Below are 18707 nucleotides of genomic sequence, written 5' to 3'. Positions count from 1 at the left end.
GTTTCCTGCCGGGCAGTCCGCCCTCTTGCAACACTACATCGGCTTGTGCCGAAGCTTAAGAAATTCCGAGCTTTTCCTGAAGACCCTCGAGGGTCGCGACGGCATCTGCGCCAGCGAACAGGAACTGATCGACGCCAGCGGCCTTGAGCGCCGCCTCCCCTTCTCCCGGACGGCCTGCCATCAGAACGAGCTTGGCGCCCGCTTGTTTCAACGCCTTGGCGGTCGCTTCCGCGTGCTCGGCATAAAGTGCATCCGAGGAGCAAATGCAGGCCGCCTCGGCGCCCGAGGCCTTGAATGCGCTCGCGGCGTCCTCGGCGGAGGCGTAGCCGTCCGACGTCAGCGCGGCGATGCCGCCGGCTGCGAGATAGTTCTTGATCCACGTCGAGCGCGCCGTGTGCTCGATGACCGGGCCGAGGCTCGCCAAGAACACCTTAAGCTCGTTGCCCGTCTTCGCGGCGTGCGCATCGGCGGCATCGCGGAGCGCTTCGAACGGCTCGGCGAGACGCTGCGGCGCGAGCGGGCGCACTATCTCCTTGCCGGTGACGGGCGGGGTCGGCCGCGCGGGCGTCACCTTCACGCCGTCGTCGCCGAGCAGCGGGAAGGCCGAGACGCCGGTCAGCGATTGGCGACCAGTGGTGATCGCCTTGGCGCGGGCTGCGGCGTCGGCCGCGATCTTGTCCTGTACGAAGCCCTGGTTGAGCGCAGCGATGATGCCACCCTTGCCCTCGATCTCCTGCAGCAGCTCCCACGCCGCTTTGGCCACCTCGTCGGTCAGGGTCTCGATGTACCAGGAGCCGCCCATGGGATCGAGCACGCGGCCGAGCCAGGACTCTTCCTGTAGCACGATCTGGATGTTGCGCGCGGTACGACGCGCGAAGTCGTCTGCCTCGCCCAGCGCCGCCGTGAAGGGCAGCACCGTGATCGCATCGGCGCCGCCGAGGACGCCGCCGGCGCAGGACAGCGTCTCGCGCAGGAGGTTGGTCCACGGGTCGCGCTTGGCCAGCATGCGGAACGACGAATTTACGGACAGATGCAAGGACGCGGCGGCGTCGCCCGCGCCTGATGCATCCGCGATGCGCCAGATCAGGCGGCGCGCCGCGCGCAGCTTGGCAACGGTTGTGAAAAGATCGGTGTCGGAGGACACGGCGAATGCGATCTGGCCGAGCGCCACGGACGGCGAGATCCCGGCCGCTTCGAACATGCGGAGGTAGGCGATCAGCGTCGCGCCCAACGCCGCGAGCTCGAAAGCCTCCGTGGCGCCAGCCTCGTGATAGAGAGTTGCATCGACCTTGACGGTGCGCGCATTCGGCAGCGCACCGCGTGCCTCCGTCGCGAGCGCGATGGTTTCCACGAGCACCGCCTGGACTGGCGACGGCAGCGTGCCCCAGCGGGCCAGCGCGCCGATCGGATCGAGGCCGAGAAACACCTGCGCCGACTTGGTCGCGATGCCGAGCTGGGGCAGCGCTGAGATGAGCTGGGCGGCGGCGTCGGCTGCGCCAATCCCTGCGCGCAGCTCGAGCGGCGCAAGATCGATCCGCATGCCGGAGAGCGCGACCGTCATGTCGGCAGCGCTCTTGATCCTTGTGCCGACCTGGCCCGGCGCCTCGATCGCAAGCGCGATGCCGTTCGAGCCGGCTTCCAGCTCGGAGAGGATTTCGCGATTGGCCTCCTCGGGCGAGGCCGCGTTGACCCTCTGGCGGATCTCCCAGCCGAGCCCCTCGACGACGGAGCGCGCGCCCCGCGCATAGGGTGCGTGGCCGGGGATCGCCGCCTGCAGTGCGGGCACGGCCGTGTCGCGCGCGTAGAGCGGCTCGATACGGATGCCGTCGGCCGTGCGCGTGACGAGCTTTTTCTCGAAATCGGCGCCCTTCAGCACCTTCTCGACGAGACCCAGCCACTGGTCGCGCGTGGCGGCCTCGAAATCCGCGGCAAGCGGTGTTGCAGAAAGGTCTCGGGAGCTGCCGGCGGCCGTCATGGAAGGTCTTACTCTTCTTTCGGAGTGATCGGTCGGAGGCCCTCAAAGGGCTCGGTAGTTAGCTTCGCTCTATAGGGAAAATAGCACGTCCACGCACGCGGAAATCGCCTTCTGCGACAGTTGGGCGACGGCCCGGGCGCGCTCGGTCCGAGAGGCGGCAGCACTTCGCCCGAGGTGCGGCACCACCTTGCACGCATGATGACAATTTCCCCAGCTTGACGAAGAGGGCCATGCAACTGAATTTGCAATGGGCTCAAGCCCATGCAAAGAGGGCCTGAGGTCTATCGAGACTTGAGTCGGCGCTTTTGCGTGCTGCGGACATCCTGCCGGCTCGGGGCAGGCCCGCTGGGGCCGAGGGTGACAATTCGGAGAGCGGAATGAGCCAGTCGGTGCTTCAGGATGGAAAAATCTTTCTCGGCAAGAGCACGAAGCCCGAGTACCTGGAATTGCGCTTCGCCAACCGGCACGGCCTGATCACGGGTGCCACCGGCACCGGTAAGACCGTCACGCTGCAGGTGCTCGCCGAAGGTTTCTCCGCCGCCGGTGTTCCGGTTTTCGCAGCCGACATCAAGGGCGACCTCTCCGGCATCGCAGCGGTGGGCGAACCCAAGGACTTCATCGTCAAACGGAGCGAGGAGATCGGCCTCGGGAGCGATTGGCAAGCCCGCGCTTTCCCGACCATTCTCTGGGACGTGTTCGGCAAGGAAGGGCATCCGATCCGCACGACCGTGCTCGACATGGGGCCGCTTTTGCTCTCGCGCATGCTCGAGCTTAACGAGGTGCAGGAAGGCGTGTTGAATATCGCCTTCCGCGTCGCGGCGGACGAGCAGATCCCGGTGCTCGACCTCAAGGATCTGCGCTCGATCATCGCCAACGTCGCCGAACGCTCAAAGGAACTGGCGCAGAAGTACGGCAACGTCGCCACGACGTCAGTCGGCGCCATTCAGCGTCGCCTCCTGGTGTTGGAGGAACAAGGGGCGGAGCAGTTCTTCGGTGAGCCGTCGCTCGACATCAACGATTTCATGCGCATCGCACCTGACGGCCGCGGCGTCGTCAGCCTGCTCGCGGCAGACAAGTTGATGGAGAAGCCGCGCCTCTACACCACCTTCCTGCTCTGGATGCTCACCAAGCTGTGGCAGACGCTGCCGGAGGCCGGCGATCTGCCGAAGCCGAAGCTCGTCTTTTTCTTCGACGAGGCGCATCTTCTCTTCAACGAGGCGCCCAAAGCGCTGCTCGAACGCATCGAGCAGATCGCGCGCCTCATCCGTTCGAAGGGTGTCGGCGTCTACTTCATCACGCAGAACCCAATGGACGTGCCGAACTCCGTGTCAGCCCAGCTCGGCAACCGCGTGCAACACGCGCTGCGTGCCTTCACGCCGCAGGAGCAGCGGGCCGTTCGCGCTGCAGCCGAAACATTCCGCAAGAACCCGGATCTCGACACCGCGCGCGTCATCCTGGAGCTCAAGGTCGGCGAGGCGCTGGTCTCCACGCTCGAGAACAAGGGCGAGCCCTCCATGGTGCAGCGCACGCTGATACGGCCGCCGGAGGGACGCATCGGCCCGATTTCTCAAGATGAGCGCTTGAGCATTATCGAGTACAGCCCCGTCTACGGAAAATATGAGGAGACCGTGGACCGCGAGAGCGCGCACGAGATCCTGACAAAGCGCGCCAATACGGCGGCCGAGCAAGCCGGCACGGAGAGCGGCGGTGGATGGGGCGACATCATCTTCGGAGGCGGCGGCTCGTCGTCCGGTGGCACGGGTCGGTCGCGACAGGGTATGGGCGAGATGATCAGCAAAGACCTGCAGCGCTCGATCTCGCGCACGATCGCCACTACGATTAAGAACATCATCGTGAAGTCGATCACCGGCCGCAGCCGTTAGGTTTCGGCACCTGTGCCGCCTCGAGGCGGATTACTGCGTACCAGTATGTTGGCGTAGACACGCGGCATCGGGCTGCGTGGTTCGAGGATTCAACATGGCACGCATACTCATCTGTCACGTGCCGAAGGACGGAAGTCTGGCGCGTGAGCTCGGCGCGGCTCTCATGGGGCGCGGCCACTTCGTCTCCTTCGACGGTGAGCCGGATTCAACACGCCCCGACCGTTCGGCGCGGCTGCGCCAGTTCGAGGCCGTCATCGTGCTCTGGACCGAGACGAGCGCACACAGTGCCGGTCTCGCCGGCATTGCGCGCGAGGTTCTGCCGCTCAACCTGCTAGTGCCGGTGCGCGCGGCGGACCTCCCGGTGACGCGGCTGCCGCTCTCTTTCCGTAAGCTCAGTATGCCGGCGCCGCGCGACATCGACGGGATCGCGCGCGTTGTGGCGCGGCTCAGCACGGCCGCCTCGTCGCTGCGCGAGTTCGCCGAGCGGCAGGTCGCGCGGCGGCCAGGAGCTACGGCGCCTGCGCCTGCCGGCTCCACGGGGGGCCCACTTCCGCCGCGCCAGCAACCACCGCCTCCCGCGATCAAGCAAACGGCAGCGCAGCGCTCGGCCCCTTCCGCCGCCTCATCGTCTGGTCCCGTTGTTACCGAGCCGGCTGCCGGGCCGCGCGTGCGCCCTCTTCTTGATCTCCCCGAGGTCGAGACCGTGCTGTCGAGCCCCGTGGCGCCGAGCGCACCGCCTCAGCCGCCAGCCCCCGCTCCGGCGAACGCTACGCCGGCCGTGTCTGCACCACCCCGGCCGACGCCGAGGGTATTCGGCGCGGAGGACCTTGGTCGCGCTATCGATGCCGGACTTCTCGCGTACCACATCCCGGCAGCCATGTGGCTCGGCGCGCCGACCACGATCGAAATAACGCTCGGGCGCGACGTGCTCGTGCAGCTCTTCCCTGCAAAGGATAGCCACGGAGGCAGCGGGCAAACTCTGGAGACGCTGTCCGTCAGCCTCTACGGCAGCGCGGACGCATTCGAGATCGAGCGCCAATCGGAGCGCACGCAGTTTGTCAGCGCAAAGCACGCGCTCGCTACGCACCACCCAGCCACGTTCGGACGCTGGGCGTGGCTCATGACGCCGTGCGCCGCTGGTCCGCATGACGTCGTGATCCGCGTTTCGGCGCTGATGCGCGACGCGCGCGGCGTGCCGGTTCCCCTCGCCCTGCCCGATCGTCGTCTCTCGATCGACGTCCAGGTGCCCGAGGAGGAGAGCTTCAGCCCCGCGTTCGCCGGCTGGCACCGCAGCTAATCAGCGTCAGGCTCCACCACAAATAAAAGCGCGGGATCCGTGGGATCCCGCGCTTCAATTCCCAATCGTCGGCTAGCGTCAGCCTGCCAGCTCCTCGACGTGCTCCCAGTTGACGAGGTTATCGAACCAGGCCTCAAGGTACTTCGGGCGCGCGTTGCGATAATCGATGTAGTAGCTGTGCTCCCAGACGTCGACGCCGAGGATCGGCTGCGCGCCGTGCATCAGCGGGTTCTCACCATTCGGCGTCTTGGTGACTTCGAGCTTGCCGTCGTTGACGGTCAGCCAAGCCCAGCCGGAGCCGAACTGCGTTTGGCCGGCGGTGATGAAGTCGGCGCGCACTTTGTCGTAGCCGCCGTAACCGTCGACGAGCTTCTGCACGTTGCCCGGCAGCTTGTTGCCGCCGCCGCCCTTTTTCATCCACTGCCAGAAGTGAATGTGGTTGTAGTGCTGACCCACGTTGTTGATCAGCGGCTGGTTCTTGCCCGCATAGGCCGCCACCACAATCTCCTCGAGCGACTTGCCCTCGAGGCCCGAGCCAACAATCAGCTTGTTGCCCTGATCGACATAGGCCTGATGATGCTTGTCGTGATGATACTCAAGCGTCTCGGCTGACATGTAGGGCGCGAGAGCATCGTAGGCATAGGGAAGGTCGGGGAGCTTGAAGGTCACGGGCGATACTCCGTTTGAGCGGAAAATTATTTCGCCCCAATGCCTACCGGCTCGGGAGGTTCCATTCAAGCGTTGCTGATGCGGGGGCCCGGAGGACCAACAGGCGTGGCGTTCAAGGGCGGGATGGGGGTGCACCGACCCTGAGCGGTACACCCCCGTGGATCACGCCGGGGAAGATAGGATCTCAGGGTGAAAACACCCTAGGCCCGGGGCGCTGAACCCGTCCTGAATGGCGCATTCATCTGCCGTTCATCGATGTGGCCGTTTTGCGTCACCGCGTCACGGGCCGCAGATGCGTGCCGCGACCGCCGACGGAAGTCGGCTGCAATTCCGTCTTCTAATACGAGTAGACGTCATGAGCACATGCCGGGATTAGGCTGAAACCTATGCCAAAACGTTTGAGTTCCCTTTTTACCCTCGCCATCCCGGTGGCAGCTGCGGGCTTGGCCGCGCTTTGGCTTTTCAATCCGGGATCCTCCGGCGGCAGAGGTGTCGTTTATGAAACGGTGCCGGCTTCGAAGGGGCAGATCCGCAAGATTGTCTCTACCTCTGGTCCCGTGCGCGCGCTGGTGACGGTCAGCATCGGCTCGCAGCTCTCGGGGCAGATCGAAGAGGTCCGGGTGGACTTCAACAGCGAGGTCAAGCCGGGCGACGTCCTGGCCACTCTCGACGCCAAGACGTTCGCGGCCAGGGTCGCCCAGGCCAAGGCAGATCTCGAGGCGGCGGATGCCACCCTCCTCAACCAGCATGCGACGCTCGAAAAGGCAAAAGCCGTGCTTCTGGCCGCCGAGACCAACGTCACGCGCCAGCAGGGCCTCGCCGAGAAGCGCCTCTCTCCGCAGCTCACGCTCGAAACTGCCGTGCGCGACCGCGACGTGGCGAAGGCCGATATCGCCGTCACGGAGGCGCAGGTCGCAAGCGCACGGGCAACGGTTGCACAACGCAAAGCCGCCCTCGATCAGGCGCAGATCGACCTCGAGCGCACCGACATCCGTTCTCCCATCGACGGCACGGTGATCTCGCGCACGGTCGACCCCGGCCAGACCGTGGCCGCAAGCCTGCAGGCGCCCGAGCTGTTCCAGATCGCGCAAAATCTTGCGCGCGTCCGTATCGAGGCGCAGGTGAACGAGGCGGACGTCGGAGCCGTAGCACAAGGCAACGAATCGACCTTCACGGTCGATGCCTATCCCGACAAGCAATTCGAGGGGCGCGTCACGCAGGTGCGCCTCGCCGCCACCGAGCTCAACAGCGTCGTCACTTATACCGTCATCATCGAGGCGGCCAACGAAGGCCGCAAGCTGTTCCCCGGCATGACGGCGAACGTGCTCATCGTGTCGGATACCCGCGATGGCGCGTTGCGCATCTCCAATGACGCGTTGCGTTTCAGGCCCCGGACGGAAATCGCGCAGACCGGCGGCGACCGCGGCCGCAGCGGTGCCGATCGCGGCGGGCAAATGATCGAGCGGCTCAAGGGCGAGCTCGAGCTCACGGACGAGCAAGCCGCGACCGTGCGCCAGGTCATGGATCAGCTCCGGCAGGAAATGAGTAGCAATGCCCAGCCGGGTTTCGTCGCCGGGGGCCCGCCGGGCCAGCGCGACGGATTTCGCCAGCGCATGATGTCGCGTATCGAGCAGGCGCTCGTGCCGTCTCTGACGGACAAGCAGCGGCTCGCGTTCCAGCGCTGGAAGGATGGGCGCGAGGCGGTTCGTCCCGCGACCGTTTGGGTGCTCGGGCGGACGGGCGTCCCCGAGCAGCGGCGCGTCCGCATCGGTCTTGCCGACGACCAGTTCACCGAGATCGTCGGCGGCGATCTCCAGGACGGCGATCGCGTGATCACCCGAGCGAGGGATGTGAAGCCGTGACCCTGATGGAGAGACCTGTCGAGCCCGAGCCGGGCCAAGCAGGGCCATCCCTTGGTCCGCCGCTGGTATCGGCCCGCGATCTCAGTAAAATCTACCGGGTGGGCGACCAGGAGGTCGTCGCGCTCGACCACGTCTCGCTCGACATCGCGTCGGGCGATTTCGTCGCCATCATGGGGCCGTCGGGCTCCGGCAAGTCGACGATGATGAACCTGATCGGCGCGCTCGACGTGCCGACCTCCGGCCACCTCGTGCTTGACGGACGCGATATCGGCACGCTTTCGGTCGACGAGCTGGCGGCGCTCCGCAACCGCACCATCGGTTTCGTCTTCCAGCAATTCAATCTGCTGCCGCGCACGAGCGCGCTCGAGCAGGTGATGCTGCCTTTGCTTTATGCCGACCCGCGCCCCACCGACAGCGAAGAGCGTGCGAAAAAGCGGCTCGAGCAGGTCGGCCTTGGAAACCGCATGGATCACACGCCGCGCCAGCTCTCGGGCGGCCAACAGCAGCGCGTCGCCATCGCGCGGGCGCTCGTCAACGATCCGAAGCTGATCCTCGCCGACGAGCCGACGGGCGCACTCGACACGCGCACCTCCGAAGAGATCATGCAGGTCTTCACGGATCTCAACCGCGAAGGCATCACCGTCATCGTCGTCACCCACGAGCCGGAGATCGCGCTCTGGGCCGGGCGACGCATCACGTTCCGCGACGGGCACGTCGTCGATGACGTCCGGCAGACACCGGCGCCCGCGGGCGTTCCTCCCGCCGGCACGGGGGAGGCGCCATGAACGTCTTAGACAGTGTCAGTATCGCTGTGCGCGCACTCCGAACGAACCTCCTGCGCTCGGTGTTGACCACGCTCGGCATCGTCATCGGCGTGGCGTCGGTCATCATCCTGGTGGCTGTCGGGACGGGTGCTTCGAGCGAGGTCGACAAGCAAATCAAGGCGCTCGGCACCAACATGCTGGTGGTGTTTCCCGGCTCGATGCGCGTCATGGGACGTGCCGGCGGGGCGGGCACCGACATCCCTCTCAGCGAGACTGATGTAGCCGGCATCCGCGACAAGATCCCGGGCGTGATCGCCGTGTCCGGCCAGATCGACGATTCCGGGCCGATCGTGCGCGGCAACGCGAACTGGATCTCCAATCTCAACGGCGTGCACGCCGAGTACACGATGGTTCGCGACTGGCCGATCGCCTCCGGGCGCGATATCGACCCCGCGGACGTGCGCTCGGGCACCAAGGTCGCGGTTATCGGCGACACGGTCGCCAAGGAGGTGTTCGCGGGTGAGAACCCCGTCGGCGCCATCATTCGCATCCGGAACGTGCCGTTCGAGGTGATCGGCGTGCTGGTGCCCAAAGGCCAGTCGGTCATGGGGCGTGACCAGGACGACGTCGTGCTGGTGCCGATTACCACGGCGCGGCTCCGCGTCTCCGGGCGCAGCCAGGTTCAGAACGACCGCGTGGGGCGTCTCTATGTCAAAGTGGACGAAAGCGCCAACATCGACGAGGTCCAGGAGGACATCGAAAATTTCCTGCGCCAGCGCCGCAAAACGCGGGCGGGGGCCGACGACAGCTTTTCGGTGCGCAATCTGGCCGAAACCATGAAAGCCAGAAGCGAGGTGCTGACAACGCTCAGCTACCTTCTCGCGGCCACGTCGGTGATTTCGCTGATTGTGGGCGGCATCGGCATTATGAACATCATGCTGGTTTCGGTCACCGAGCGGACGCGTGAAATCGGGCTCCGTATGGCGGTCGGGGCGCGGCGGCGCGATATCATGCTGCAGTTTCTGGTCGAGGCGGTTTCGCTGTGTTTGCTCGGCGGGCTGATCGGCATTGCCGTAGGCGTTTCGGCTTCGGCCGTCATTGCATTTGCTGCCAATTGGCCAGTTCTGGTGTCGCCCGCGGTCCTCGGCGGCGCCCTTGCGGCGGCGGCTGCGACAGGGATCTGTTTCGGTCTGTTTCCCGCCCGTCGCGCCGCGCATCTAAATCCAATTGATGCATTGCGTAGCGAATAAAACTTCTCGGATATTTTTTCCCGGCCTTGACGAAGGCTCTCAAAAGATTTTATTGACCTGACGGTGCCGCACTCGGCGGCCCGCGGTGCTTTCGCCCGCGGAAGTTGAAAATGTGCGTAAACCCAGCACCATGCGACCGATTTCAGCGATTTTCGTTCGTATTCTCGCGCTTTCAGGAATTGGCGGTCGTCCCTAGCTGGACGGGATGCACATCAACGGAGTGAGGAATGGCAAGCATCAATTATGACAAGATGTCCGTTAAGGAACTGACCGATCACATCGCGCGCGCGCAGAGGGCGCTGAATGCTGCGAAGGATCGCGAGCGGTCCGACCTCAAGAACAAAATCACAACGCTTGCTGAAAATGCTGGCTTCTCGGTGGGCGAACTTTTCGGCAGCCGCGGGCGGGGCAAGGCGACCTCAGTTAAATATGCAAATCCCGATAACCGCTCTGAGACATGGACGGGGCGCGGCCGGAAGCCGAATTGGCTGGTTGCTAAACTTGGCAAAGGCGCAAAAATCACTGATTTTGCCGTCTAAAACATTTCTAAATCGAACGATCCGACAGTGCGCCGCAAAAATAAAGCGGCGCACTGATTATTTTGTCCGGCAATAGTTTTCACAGGCGTGAGAATTTGTCTCGCAATGGCGCCTTCCGCGGCAGGCACAATCCGCCATTTACGCTTCATCAAATCATTTCGTTGTAGATCGGCCCCGGGCTCGCGACCTCGCCATGCTCCGTCCCGGCCCGATGTCCCGCGGCTTACAAAATTCCTGCGGTCGAGCCTAGGCCCTTCGCCTCCCCTCGCCTGGCACTCATTACTTGACAGTGCTAGCACCCGACTCCATATAGGCGCTGCGCATGGTCAGGCTGCAAAAGGCTGGCTTGCGTCTGAACCTGGGAGCGCGGCCCCGCCCCTCCACGGTTCGTTTTCTAAAGCATGATCAATCGTATGCATCATGAGGGTAAACCATGACATTCCGTCCCTTGCATGACCGCGTTGTCGTCAAGCGCGTCGATGAGGACACCAAGACCGCTGGCGGCATCATCATTCCCGATACGGCCAAAGAGAAGCCTCAGCAGGGCGAAGTCGTCGCCGTCGGCCCTGGCGCCCGCGACGAGCAGGGCAAAGTCGTCCCCCTGGACGTGAAGCCCGGCGACCGCGTGCTGTTTGGCAAGTGGTCTGGCACCGAGGTCAAGATCGACGGCGAGGATCTCCTGATCATGAAGGAGAGCGATATCCTCGGTGTTCTCGAAGGCAAGCCGTCGGCCAAGAAGGCCGCCTAAGACGCCTCGAACTTCCAGAAATCCCCCCATTCATCCAACGGAGTGCCACACATGGCAGCTAAGGACGTAAAATTCTCGCAGGATGCCCGCGAGCGCATGCTGCGCGGCGTCGATATCCTTGCCAACGCGGTCAAGGTCACGCTCGGTCCCAAGGGCCGCAACGTCGTCATCGAGAAGAGCTTCGGCGCGCCGCGCATCACCAAGGACGGCGTGACGGTCGCCAAGGAGATCGAGCTCGAGGACAAGTTCGAGAACATGGGCGCGCAGATGCTGCGCGAGGTGGCTTCGAAGACCGCCGACCTCGCCGGTGACGGCACCACCACCGCAACCGTGCTCGCACAGGCCATCGTGCGCGAGGGCGCCAAGTCTGTGGCCGCCGGCGCCAACCCGATGGACCTCAAGCGCGGCATCGACCTCGCCGTGCAGGCCGTCGTCGACGAGCTCAAAGCCAAGTCGAAGAAGGTCACCTCCAACGACGAGATCGCCCAGGTCGGCACCATTTCCGCCAACGGCGACACCGAGATCGGCGCCAAGATCGCCGAGGCCATGAAGAAGGTCGGCAACGAGGGCGTCATCACGGTCGAAGAGTCGAAGAGCCTCGAGACCGAACTCGACGTCGTCGAGGGCATGCAGTTCGACCGCGGCTACCTCTCGCCCTACTTCATCACCAATGCCGACAAGATGATCGCGGAGCTGGATAGCCCTTACATCCTGATCCACGAGAAGAAGGTCTCCGGCCTGCAGGCCATGCTGCCGGTGCTTGAGGCCGTGGTTCAGACCGGCAAGCCGCTGCTCATCATCGCCGAGGACGTCGAGGGTGAGGCCCTGGCGACCCTCGTCGTCAACAAGCTGCGCGGCGGCCTCAAGGTCGCGGCTGTCAAGGCTCCGGGCTTCGGTGATCGCCGCAAGGCCATGCTCGAGGACATCGCCATCCTGACAGGCGGCACTGTGGTCTCCGAGGATCTCGGCATCAAGCTCGAGAGCGTGACGCTCGACATGCTGGGCACGGCCAAGCGCGTCACGATCGACAAGGAGAACACCACGATCGTCGACGGCTCAGGCAAGAAGGCCGACATCGAAGCACGCGTGAAGCAGATCAAGGCGCAGATCGAGGAGACGACCTCGGATTACGACCGCGAGAAGCTGCAGGAGCGTCTGGCGAAGCTCGCCGGCGGCGTGGCCGTGATCAAAGTCGGCGGTGCCACCGAGGTCGAGGTCAAGGAGCGCAAGGATCGCGTCGACGACGCGCTGCACGCGACCCGCGCAGCCGTTGAAGAGGGCATCGTCCCGGGCGGCGGCGTGGCTCTGCTGCGCGCCATCAAGGCGCTCGAGACGCTCGAGGGCGGCAACGAGGACCAGAAGGTCGGCATCTCGATCGTGCGCCGTGCGCTGCAGTCTCCGGCTCGCCAGATCTTCACCAATGCGGGTGAGGATGGCTCGGTCGTTGCCGGAAAGATCCTCGAGAACAACAAGTACGCCTACGGCTTCAACGCCCAGTCGGGCGCTTACGGCGACCTGATCGCCGAGGGCGTCATCGATCCGGCTAAGGTCGTGCGCTGCGCTCTGCAGGATGCGGCATCCGTTGCTGGTCTCCTGATCACGACCGAGGCCATGGTTGCCGATAAGCCGAAGAAGGACGCCCCGGCGATGCCGATGGGCGGCGGCGGAATGGGCGGAATGGGCGGTATGGACTTCTAAGATCCGTTCGCTATGGCGGTGGCCGCCCATGCTTTCGTCTGCTGAAGTCGGGCAGGCCCGACTTCAGATGGGCGGTATGGACTTCTAAGCCCTACACCAGTTGGATTTCACGTCGAGGCCGGAGCAGCGTGCTGCTCCGGCCTTTTTCGTGCCGGCGCGGCCTTGCCTTCGCGGGCGGGCGACCCAAATAAAAAACTGCGATCGAAACGAACCCGAGCAAAGGAGACAACGCCATGCTCGCCATCGAGATCGAAGAGCACGCCCGCAAGCTCATGGAAGTGCAAGGCCCGAAGGCCATTGCGGAGGCGGCGCAGAAGGCGCGCCGGTTCGAGGAGCAGGGTGCGGCAGAGCAGGCAGCCACTTGGCGCAGGATCGAAGCCGCGATGATCCGCATGCAGGGTCCGCGCGCGAAATAATTCAGCGGATGTCGATCGGGGTTGATGCCGCGCGGCTTACATCCTGCGCGGCCTTTCGCATCGCAGCGGCGCTCAAGGGGGCGCCGCTGTCATGTGTTGGCCTTGACCAGATCCGACAGCGCGCGTGCAAGCCGGACCTCGTTCTCCGGAAAATCTTCCTCGATCCACCAATCCTCGAACGCGCGCACGATGCGTCCGACGGCCGGACCTTCGGCGAGACCGCGCGCCAGCAGATCGGCGCCGCGCACCGGAAGCGACGGGACTTTCCAGCGGTCGGGCAGCTCGAGGCGGCTGCGCCAGAGGGCATCGTCGGGCGCTGCATCGCTGCGTGCCCAGGCGAGCAACACACCATCGCGGAACGCCTCGACGCCGAAGCGATAGAGAAACGCCCGCGCCTCCCGCTCGTCCGTCGCGGGATCGAAGGCCGGGTCCGGTAGGATGAGGCGCGCCAGCCGTTCGCTCTCTCCGTTCGACAGGCGCAGACGTGCGCCGAGCGCGGAAAGCGGGCGTCCGCCGCCGGTGAGCGCAGCCAACCTCACCAACGGATCGGCATCGTGTCCAAGTGCCGCCTCGATGTCTGCCAGCCGGCGAAGCAGAACCACGTCGCCTTTGACGCCGATCAGCACCTGGATCAGGTCGGTATTGGCCATGACGCCCGCGACCTCGACCGCGCGCCGCGCCGCGAGCAGACGCAGCAGCTCGGCCCGCACGCGCTCCGCGGAGAGCTGAGCGAGACCGTCCGCAAGCTCGATCGAAGCGGCGAGCCCGGTCGCATCGGGCGAACCCTCGGCGTACTCGGCCGTGAAGCGGAAGAAGCGCAGGATGCGCAGATAATCCTCGTGGATGCGCTCGCGCGCGTCGCCGATGAAGCGCACGTGGCGTGCGATGATGTCAGGATAACCGCCGACCGGGTCGTACACGGTGCCCCCTGCATCGCAGTAAAGCGCGTTGAGGGTGAAGTCGCGCCGCGCGGCGTCCTCGGCCCAATCGGTCGTGAACGTGACGCGCGCCTGGCGGCCGAAGGTCTCGATATCACGGCGCAGCGTCGTCACCTCGAACGGGCGATGGTCCGCGATGACAGTGACCGTGCCGTGGGATACGCCCGTCGGCACGGCGCTGAGGCCGGCCGCGGCCGCCAGGTGGATGACGTCCTGCGGCAGCGCCGTGGTCGCGATGTCGATGTCCCGGACCGGCTCGCCGATCAGCGCGTTGCGCACGGCGCCGCCCACGATGCGGCCTTCGAAACCGCCGCTCCGGAGTGCATCAAGCACGGCCCGCGTGCTCTCGCTCTCGAGCCACGGCGCGCCGCTCAAGCTCGGCAGACGCTGCTCCTCGTCCTCGCGCTCACGCGTCATCACCGTCTACTCGATGTGGCTGGGCTGGATCTTGCCGTCTTTCATTATAGAAGGTTGGTAATGCTGACCGGGCTTGCCACCGGAGGAGGTTCCGAAGAACGCCAGCGTGACGATCAGGATCAGCGCGCCGCCCGCGAACAGCCACAGCAGCGGCGCGTCGTCGAGCGCACGAACGATCGGATGTCCCGTCTTCGCCTCGGCGTTCTCGTTCTCACCCTCCGCCTCGGCGCGCGAACTCTGAAACAGCACCCACGCCACGTAGACGAACGTCGGCAAAAGGAACAACAGCATGTTCTCGATTACCGTGCGGATCATGGTGCGAAGAGCCTCTGGTGCATGTTGCGCAGGATACCGGCCGTCGCGCCCCAGATGAAGCGGTCGCCGAAGGGGATAGCGTAGAAATGCCGATCCACGCCGCCCATGTTCCGAGAGTGGCGCTGGAAGTTCCTGGCATCCATCAGGAACGATAACGGTACCTCGAAGGTATCCGCCACCTCGTTAACGTCGGGTACGGGCGTGAAAGCCGGATCGACAAGGCCGATCACCGGCGTGATCCTGAAGCCCGTTCCCGTAAGGTATCGGTCGAGCGTGCCGAGCGGCGTGACCCGCGACGGCTCGAGACCGATCTCCTCGTGCGCCTCGCGTAGCGCGGTTGCCAGTGGGTCAGCGTCATAAGGTTCGGCCTTGCCGCCCGGAAACGCAATCTGGCCAGCGTGCGCTGCGAGATGATTGGTACGTTGCGTGAACAGCAGCGTGATCGTCTCGCGCGCAATGGCAGGAATCAGTACGGCCGCCGGCCGCGCCGTTGCCAGCGCATCCGGGTGCGGGCGTGCGGCGGCGACCTCTGGGTTGAGGTCGAAATCGCTCGGGCCGTCTCCATCGTCGGGCTGGGGACCTGAAAGGGCGCTCAGCGCGCGCTCCCGAAAGCCGGCTGGCGTGAAGGCATGCGGGTCGGATAGGCGCAACGGAATCATAAGGCTTCCTAAGCCAGAAGCGACGGATTGGGAATGGCTTGCCGGCGGCGTTTGCCTTTTCGCGACGTGAAACGGTCCCGGATGGTGTGCCCGCCCCCAGGAAACGCCCTATTCTGCTGCCAGTAAGCGCTAAAGGCGATTCGAGCCGAGGATCACGAGCCATGACAACGCCGCCGACGACTGCCGCGACGACGCTGCGCATGGGCCTATTGGGCGGGCTTTTGGGCCTCGCTCTCTTGGGCCTGTCCCTCATTAGCTTGTCGAACCCTGCAGCCGCACGCACCTCAGAGGCATTTGCGAGAACGCTGCCGCCTGCTGAACGCAAGCTGTTCGAAGCCTATCTCGACGCCAAGGCCACGCACGACTTCAAGAGCGACGCCTACTGGCGCGAGGTTTCCGACAAGAAGGCCCTGCGGCGTGGCAAACGCGGCCGTGGCGAAGCCATCTCCGCCAATGACTATGTTCGGACGTTCCCGCCCAAGTATGCGGGGCCAGAGTTGCCTGCGGGGCTCGCCAAACGTTGGGCTGCCTACCAGGCGGAGGATGACAAGAAGAAGGATCGCCCGCCGCCGAGGCCGCTGCCCGGGCTCGACGATTTTCTTACCGCCGCCGAAGCTGAATACGGTTTCCGCCCCGAGCGCATTCCCGAGCAGGAGTTCAAGCTGCGCTATGCCCGCGAGGCCGTCTCGCTGGGCCTCACCGGTGAGCAGGTGGTACGCGTCTATGCACTCGAGACGAGCGGGCTCGGCACGGCGGACATGGTGGCCGGCATCCATCCGATCCGAAAGACGGGCAAGCCGATCTCATCTGCAATTGGCTACGCGCAGCTTCTGACCGCCAACACGTCCGATGAGCTCGCCCAGCACGGGCCGAAGTTCCTTGCGCGATTGAAGGCTATGGCGGCAGATCGCAATTATTCGCCAGCTCGCCGCCGCGCGCTGGCTCAGAAACACGACAAGGTCGCGGCGATGATCAAGGCCGCGCGCTCGATTCCTCACCAATGGAGCCGTCACGTTGCCTTTGCGCGCACGCAGCGCGGCATGGGGCTTCACGCGCTCAACCTCGATGGCGACGTTGGCCCCTGGCTGCAGGTGATCAAGCTGCACGGCCTCAAGGTCATGGCGGAGAAGGCGGGCATCCCGGCTCTCACGGGCGCCGAGATCGAACTCATGAACCTCGCGGGGCCGGGCACGGGCCTCGAGATGATGCGCCCTGCGGCGCGCAACGCGGCGACAACGAACTTCTTTGCCCGCGATGCCTACTTCCGCAACACTATCGTGCGCGACAAGACTAGCGCCGAACTCTTGGCCGCGCTCGACGAGCGCATGGACAAGAACATGACCAATCCGGGGGCGATCGAGTTCGCCGAGGCGTTCCGGCAGGTGTCGCGGGAAGTCGCGTCCGGCCGGTAGTCGAGCTTTCAGCTTCCGAGAACGCGGCCAGCGACGGCGTCGAGCTTGCGCACGAGCGAGGCGTCGCGGGCGTCAGGCGCCGTGATGAGGGCGACGTCGAGCGCGCGGTCGGAGCCGATCGGACAGGCCGGATGCTCGCGCGGGAAATCGCGTGCAAGGCTCAAGACGAGCCGCTGCGCCTTCTCGGTATTCTGGTTCATGATGGCAATGATGGACGCGACGTCGACGTCGGCGTGGTCGTCGTGCCAGCAGTCGTAGTCGGTGACCATGGCGACAGTCGCGTAGCAGATCTCCGCCTCGCGGGCGAGCTTGGCCTCGGGCATGTTGGTCATGCCGATCACGTCCATGCCCCAGCTGCGATAGAGATTGCTCTCGGCACGCGTCGAGAACTGCGGGCCTTCCATGACGAGATAGGTGCCCCCGCGCGTGTAGACGATACCTTCGGCCTGGGCGGCCTTCTCCACGGCATCGACCAGCAACGGGCTCACAGGGTCGGCGACCGAAACGTGGGCCACAAGGCCGGGTCCGAAGAAGCTCTTCTCGCGCGCGAAGGTGCGGTCGACGAACTGATCGACGAGCACGAAATGACCGGGCGCCAAGTCCTCGCGCAGCGAGCCACAGGCCGAGATCGAGACAAGGTCTGTCACACCCGAGCGCTTCAGCGCGTCGATATTGGCGCGGAAGTTGATCCCACTCGGCGGCACGGGATGGCCGCGGCCGTGGCGCGGGAGGAAGCGGACGGGAAGTCCCGCGATCTCGGCAAACAGGATCTCGTCGGAAGGCGCCCCCCACGGGGTCATCACCTTTTCCCAGCGAGGGTTTTCCAGGCCGGGCAGGTTGTAGAAGCCGCTGCCGCCGATGATGCCGAGAACGGACTGTGTCATGAGGGCTCCGCGGGACAATTGCTCAAGGCGACGGGCGACAGTCGAGACCCCATCCCGATCTCATTGCCTACCGCCAGTCGCCACGAAAGAGAAGCCCAACCAGAAACCAGCCGCACCTCTCAATGCGGGATCTTCGACCACAGCCTGCGCTTGCCGAAGTAGAGCAGCGCCGTCGTAGCCAGCAGATAGAAGATCACGATCCAGCCCGTGCTCTTGCGGGTGTTAAGCGTGGGGTCGGCGGCCCATGTCAGGAAGGCCGACACGTCGCGGGCGTTCTGCTCCAGCGAGCCGGTGCCGTCTTGGTAGGTCACGAAGGCGTCCTTCGAGAGCGGCGCCGGCATCGCAATCTGGTGCCCGGGGAAGGCCGCGTTGTAGTTCATGCCATCGGCCATCTGAACGCCGGCCGGAGCCTCGTGATAGCCCGTCAGCAGGGCGTAAAGGTAGTCGGCGCCACCCTCCTGATAGCTGGTCGCGATGTCCCGCAACATCGAGAACGGATGCGCCCACCAAGAGCCGTGATATTCGACGTTGCGGGCCTTGGCGATCAGGGACAGGTCAACGGGCAGGGCGCCGTTCTGCGCAGCGCGGGCTTCGTTGTCGTTCTTGAAGGGACCAAGGACGGGATCGAACGCCTTGGGCTCGCGCTCGAACATCTGGCCCTCGTCGTTGGGGCCGTCGATGATCTTGTTCGGCCACTCATTGGCGAGCGCCTTGACCGATTCCTCGGGGAACTCGGGACCGCCGGGCTCGAAGAGATTGCGGAAGCGCACGCGCTTCAGGCCGTGACAGGCGGCGCAAACGTCCTTGTAAACCTGAAAACCGCGCTGCAGCTGGGCCGGATCGTATTGCCCCGTGAAGCCGCCAAAGCTCCAAGTCTGGCGCTCGATGTGGACAGCTTCACCCGCAGCGTGCGCCACGTCGACCGAGCTAGCGCCAACCAGCAGCGCCACCGCGGCAAGAAATCCTTTCAAAGGTCGCATC

General features: G+C 64.9%; 17 protein-coding genes. 10 read left to right on the top strand and 7 right to left on the bottom strand.

Going from position 1 to position 18707, the window contains the following annotated elements; translation table 11 throughout:
• Positions 1-55: 55 nt before the first annotated feature.
• A complete protein-coding gene (locus CS1GBM3_RS18845; protein WP_072397198.1) occupies positions 56-1975 on the bottom strand; it encodes a methylmalonyl-CoA mutase family protein in 1920 nt (639 codons plus the stop codon).
• Between the two features lie 377 nt (positions 1976-2352).
• Between CS1GBM3_RS18845 and CS1GBM3_RS18840 the strand changes: the two genes are divergently transcribed.
• The gene (locus CS1GBM3_RS18840) at positions 2353-3858 is read left to right on the top strand and encodes a helicase HerA-like domain-containing protein (protein ID WP_072397197.1); all 1506 of its coding nucleotides are present in this window, start codon (positions 2353-2355) and stop codon (positions 3856-3858) included.
• Positions 3859-3952: 94 nt separating this feature from the next.
• On the top strand, positions 3953-5155 hold the full coding sequence (locus CS1GBM3_RS18835; protein ID WP_072397196.1) for a hypothetical protein: 1203 nt from the start codon (positions 3953-3955) through the stop codon (positions 5153-5155).
• A gap of 78 nt (positions 5156-5233) precedes the next feature.
• On the opposite strand, the gene CS1GBM3_RS18830 is transcribed toward CS1GBM3_RS18835, so the two are convergent.
• Positions 5234-5824: a superoxide dismutase gene (locus CS1GBM3_RS18830; RefSeq protein WP_072397195.1), complete on the bottom strand. Its 591-nt coding sequence runs from the start codon at positions 5822-5824 to the stop codon at positions 5234-5236.
• A gap of 398 nt (positions 5825-6222) precedes the next feature.
• On the opposite strand from CS1GBM3_RS18830, the gene CS1GBM3_RS18825 reads away from it, so the two are divergent.
• The 7 genes from CS1GBM3_RS18825 (at position 6223) to CS1GBM3_RS18795 (ending at position 13101) form a co-directional block, all read left to right on the top strand.
• Positions 6223-7686, top strand: coding sequence for an efflux RND transporter periplasmic adaptor subunit (locus tag CS1GBM3_RS18825; protein ID WP_171946523.1), 1464 nt, complete (start codon positions 6223-6225; stop codon positions 7684-7686).
• A gap of 5 nt (positions 7687-7691) precedes the next feature.
• On the top strand, positions 7692-8471 hold the full coding sequence (locus tag CS1GBM3_RS18820; RefSeq protein ID WP_072397193.1) for an ABC transporter ATP-binding protein: 780 nt from the start codon (positions 7692-7694) through the stop codon (positions 8469-8471).
• Positions 8468-9700 (top strand): ABC transporter permease, encoded by a 1233-nt coding sequence (locus tag CS1GBM3_RS18815; RefSeq protein ID WP_072397192.1) that lies wholly within the window; start codon positions 8468-8470, stop codon positions 9698-9700. Before CS1GBM3_RS18820 ends, CS1GBM3_RS18815 begins: the two co-directional genes overlap by 4 nt.
• Before the next feature lie 227 nt (positions 9701-9927).
• Positions 9928-10239 carry an H-NS histone family protein gene (locus CS1GBM3_RS18810; protein ID WP_072397191.1) on the top strand — a complete coding sequence of 104 codons (312 nt, stop codon included), beginning with the start codon at positions 9928-9930 and terminating at the stop codon, positions 10237-10239.
• Between the two features lie 433 nt (positions 10240-10672).
• Positions 10673-10987 carry a co-chaperone GroES gene (groES, locus tag CS1GBM3_RS18805; RefSeq protein WP_072397190.1) on the top strand — a complete coding sequence of 105 codons (315 nt, stop codon included), beginning with the start codon at positions 10673-10675 and terminating at the stop codon, positions 10985-10987.
• A 51-nt stretch (positions 10988-11038) separates the two neighbouring features.
• The gene (groL, locus tag CS1GBM3_RS18800) at positions 11039-12685 is read left to right on the top strand and encodes a chaperonin GroEL (RefSeq protein WP_072397189.1); all 1647 of its coding nucleotides are present in this window, start codon (positions 11039-11041) and stop codon (positions 12683-12685) included.
• Positions 12686-12918: 233 nt separating this feature from the next.
• On the top strand, positions 12919-13101 hold the full coding sequence (locus CS1GBM3_RS18795) for a hypothetical protein (protein WP_072397188.1): 183 nt from the start codon (positions 12919-12921) through the stop codon (positions 13099-13101).
• An 89-nt stretch (positions 13102-13190) separates the two neighbouring features.
• Here CS1GBM3_RS18795 and CS1GBM3_RS18790 read toward each other — a convergent pair whose 3' ends face one another.
• The 3 genes from CS1GBM3_RS18790 to CS1GBM3_RS18780 are packed head-to-tail and all read right to left on the bottom strand — an operon-like array spanning position 13191 to position 15430.
• Positions 13191-14456, bottom strand: a complete 1266-nt coding sequence (locus tag CS1GBM3_RS18790; protein ID WP_072397186.1) for a CCA tRNA nucleotidyltransferase — start codon at positions 14454-14456, stop codon at positions 13191-13193.
• Between the two features lie 6 nt (positions 14457-14462).
• Positions 14463-14771 carry a hypothetical protein gene (locus CS1GBM3_RS18785; RefSeq protein ID WP_072397185.1) on the bottom strand — a complete coding sequence of 103 codons (309 nt, stop codon included), beginning with the start codon at positions 14769-14771 and terminating at the stop codon, positions 14463-14465.
• Entirely contained in the window at positions 14768-15430 is a 663-nt protein-coding gene (locus CS1GBM3_RS18780; protein WP_072397184.1) for a CoA pyrophosphatase, read from the bottom strand. Before CS1GBM3_RS18780 ends, CS1GBM3_RS18785 begins: the two co-directional genes overlap by 4 nt.
• A gap of 161 nt (positions 15431-15591) precedes the next feature.
• On the opposite strand from CS1GBM3_RS18780, the gene CS1GBM3_RS18775 reads away from it, so the two are divergent.
• Entirely contained in the window at positions 15592-16842 is a 1251-nt protein-coding gene (locus tag CS1GBM3_RS18775; protein ID WP_083567774.1) for a hypothetical protein, read from the top strand.
• Positions 16843-16850: 8 nt separating this feature from the next.
• Here the strand turns inward: CS1GBM3_RS18775 and CS1GBM3_RS18770 are convergent, their stop codons facing one another.
• Together CS1GBM3_RS18770 and CS1GBM3_RS18765 are read right to left on the bottom strand one after the other, a co-directional pair.
• Positions 16851-17726 carry an S-methyl-5'-thioadenosine phosphorylase gene (locus tag CS1GBM3_RS18770; protein ID WP_072397183.1) on the bottom strand — a complete coding sequence of 292 codons (876 nt, stop codon included), beginning with the start codon at positions 17724-17726 and terminating at the stop codon, positions 16851-16853.
• A 119-nt stretch (positions 17727-17845) separates the two neighbouring features.
• Positions 17846-18706, bottom strand: coding sequence for a cytochrome c1 (locus CS1GBM3_RS18765; RefSeq protein WP_072397182.1), 861 nt, complete (start codon positions 18704-18706; stop codon positions 17846-17848).
• Position 18707 lies beyond the last annotated feature (1 nt).

It is taken from the genome of Hyphomicrobium sp. CS1GBMeth3 (assembly GCF_900117455.1).
Lineage (GTDB): Bacteria > Pseudomonadota > Alphaproteobacteria > Rhizobiales > Hyphomicrobiaceae > Hyphomicrobium_C.
The sequence above is the reverse complement of the archived record's forward strand: the minus strand, read 5'-3'. Positions and strand labels throughout refer to the sequence as shown.

What these genes read in the sequence shown, in the direction of transcription:
- CS1GBM3_RS18845 (WP_072397198.1), bottom strand. Translation starts at nt 1,975, where the DNA reads ATGACGGCCGCCGGCAGCTCCCGAGACCTTTCTGCAACACCGCTTGCC.
- CS1GBM3_RS18840 (WP_072397197.1), top strand. Translation starts at nt 2,353, where the DNA reads ATGAGCCAGTCGGTGCTTCAGGATGGAAAAATCTTTCTCGGCAAGAGC.
- CS1GBM3_RS18835 (WP_072397196.1), top strand. Translation starts at nt 3,953, where the DNA reads ATGGCACGCATACTCATCTGTCACGTGCCGAAGGACGGAAGTCTGGCG.
- CS1GBM3_RS18820 (WP_072397193.1), top strand. Translation starts at nt 7,692, where the DNA reads ATGGAGAGACCTGTCGAGCCCGAGCCGGGCCAAGCAGGGCCATCCCTT.
- CS1GBM3_RS18815 (WP_072397192.1), top strand. Translation starts at nt 8,468, where the DNA reads ATGAACGTCTTAGACAGTGTCAGTATCGCTGTGCGCGCACTCCGAACG.
- CS1GBM3_RS18810 (WP_072397191.1), top strand. Translation starts at nt 9,928, where the DNA reads ATGGCAAGCATCAATTATGACAAGATGTCCGTTAAGGAACTGACCGAT.
- groES (WP_072397190.1), top strand. Translation starts at nt 10,673, where the DNA reads ATGACATTCCGTCCCTTGCATGACCGCGTTGTCGTCAAGCGCGTCGAT.
- groL (WP_072397189.1), top strand. Translation starts at nt 11,039, where the DNA reads ATGGCAGCTAAGGACGTAAAATTCTCGCAGGATGCCCGCGAGCGCATG.
- CS1GBM3_RS18795 (WP_072397188.1), top strand. Translation starts at nt 12,919, where the DNA reads ATGCTCGCCATCGAGATCGAAGAGCACGCCCGCAAGCTCATGGAAGTG.
- CS1GBM3_RS18790 (WP_072397186.1), bottom strand. Translation starts at nt 14,456, where the DNA reads ATGACGCGTGAGCGCGAGGACGAGGAGCAGCGTCTGCCGAGCTTGAGC.
- CS1GBM3_RS18785 (WP_072397185.1), bottom strand. Translation starts at nt 14,771, where the DNA reads ATGATCCGCACGGTAATCGAGAACATGCTGTTGTTCCTTTTGCCGACG.
- CS1GBM3_RS18780 (WP_072397184.1), bottom strand. Translation starts at nt 15,430, where the DNA reads ATGATTCCGTTGCGCCTATCCGACCCGCATGCCTTCACGCCAGCCGGC.
- CS1GBM3_RS18775 (WP_083567774.1), top strand. Translation starts at nt 15,592, where the DNA reads ATGACAACGCCGCCGACGACTGCCGCGACGACGCTGCGCATGGGCCTA.
- CS1GBM3_RS18770 (WP_072397183.1), bottom strand. Translation starts at nt 17,726, where the DNA reads ATGACACAGTCCGTTCTCGGCATCATCGGCGGCAGCGGCTTCTACAAC.
- CS1GBM3_RS18765 (WP_072397182.1), bottom strand. Translation starts at nt 18,706, where the DNA reads ATGCGACCTTTGAAAGGATTTCTTGCCGCGGTGGCGCTGCTGGTTGGC.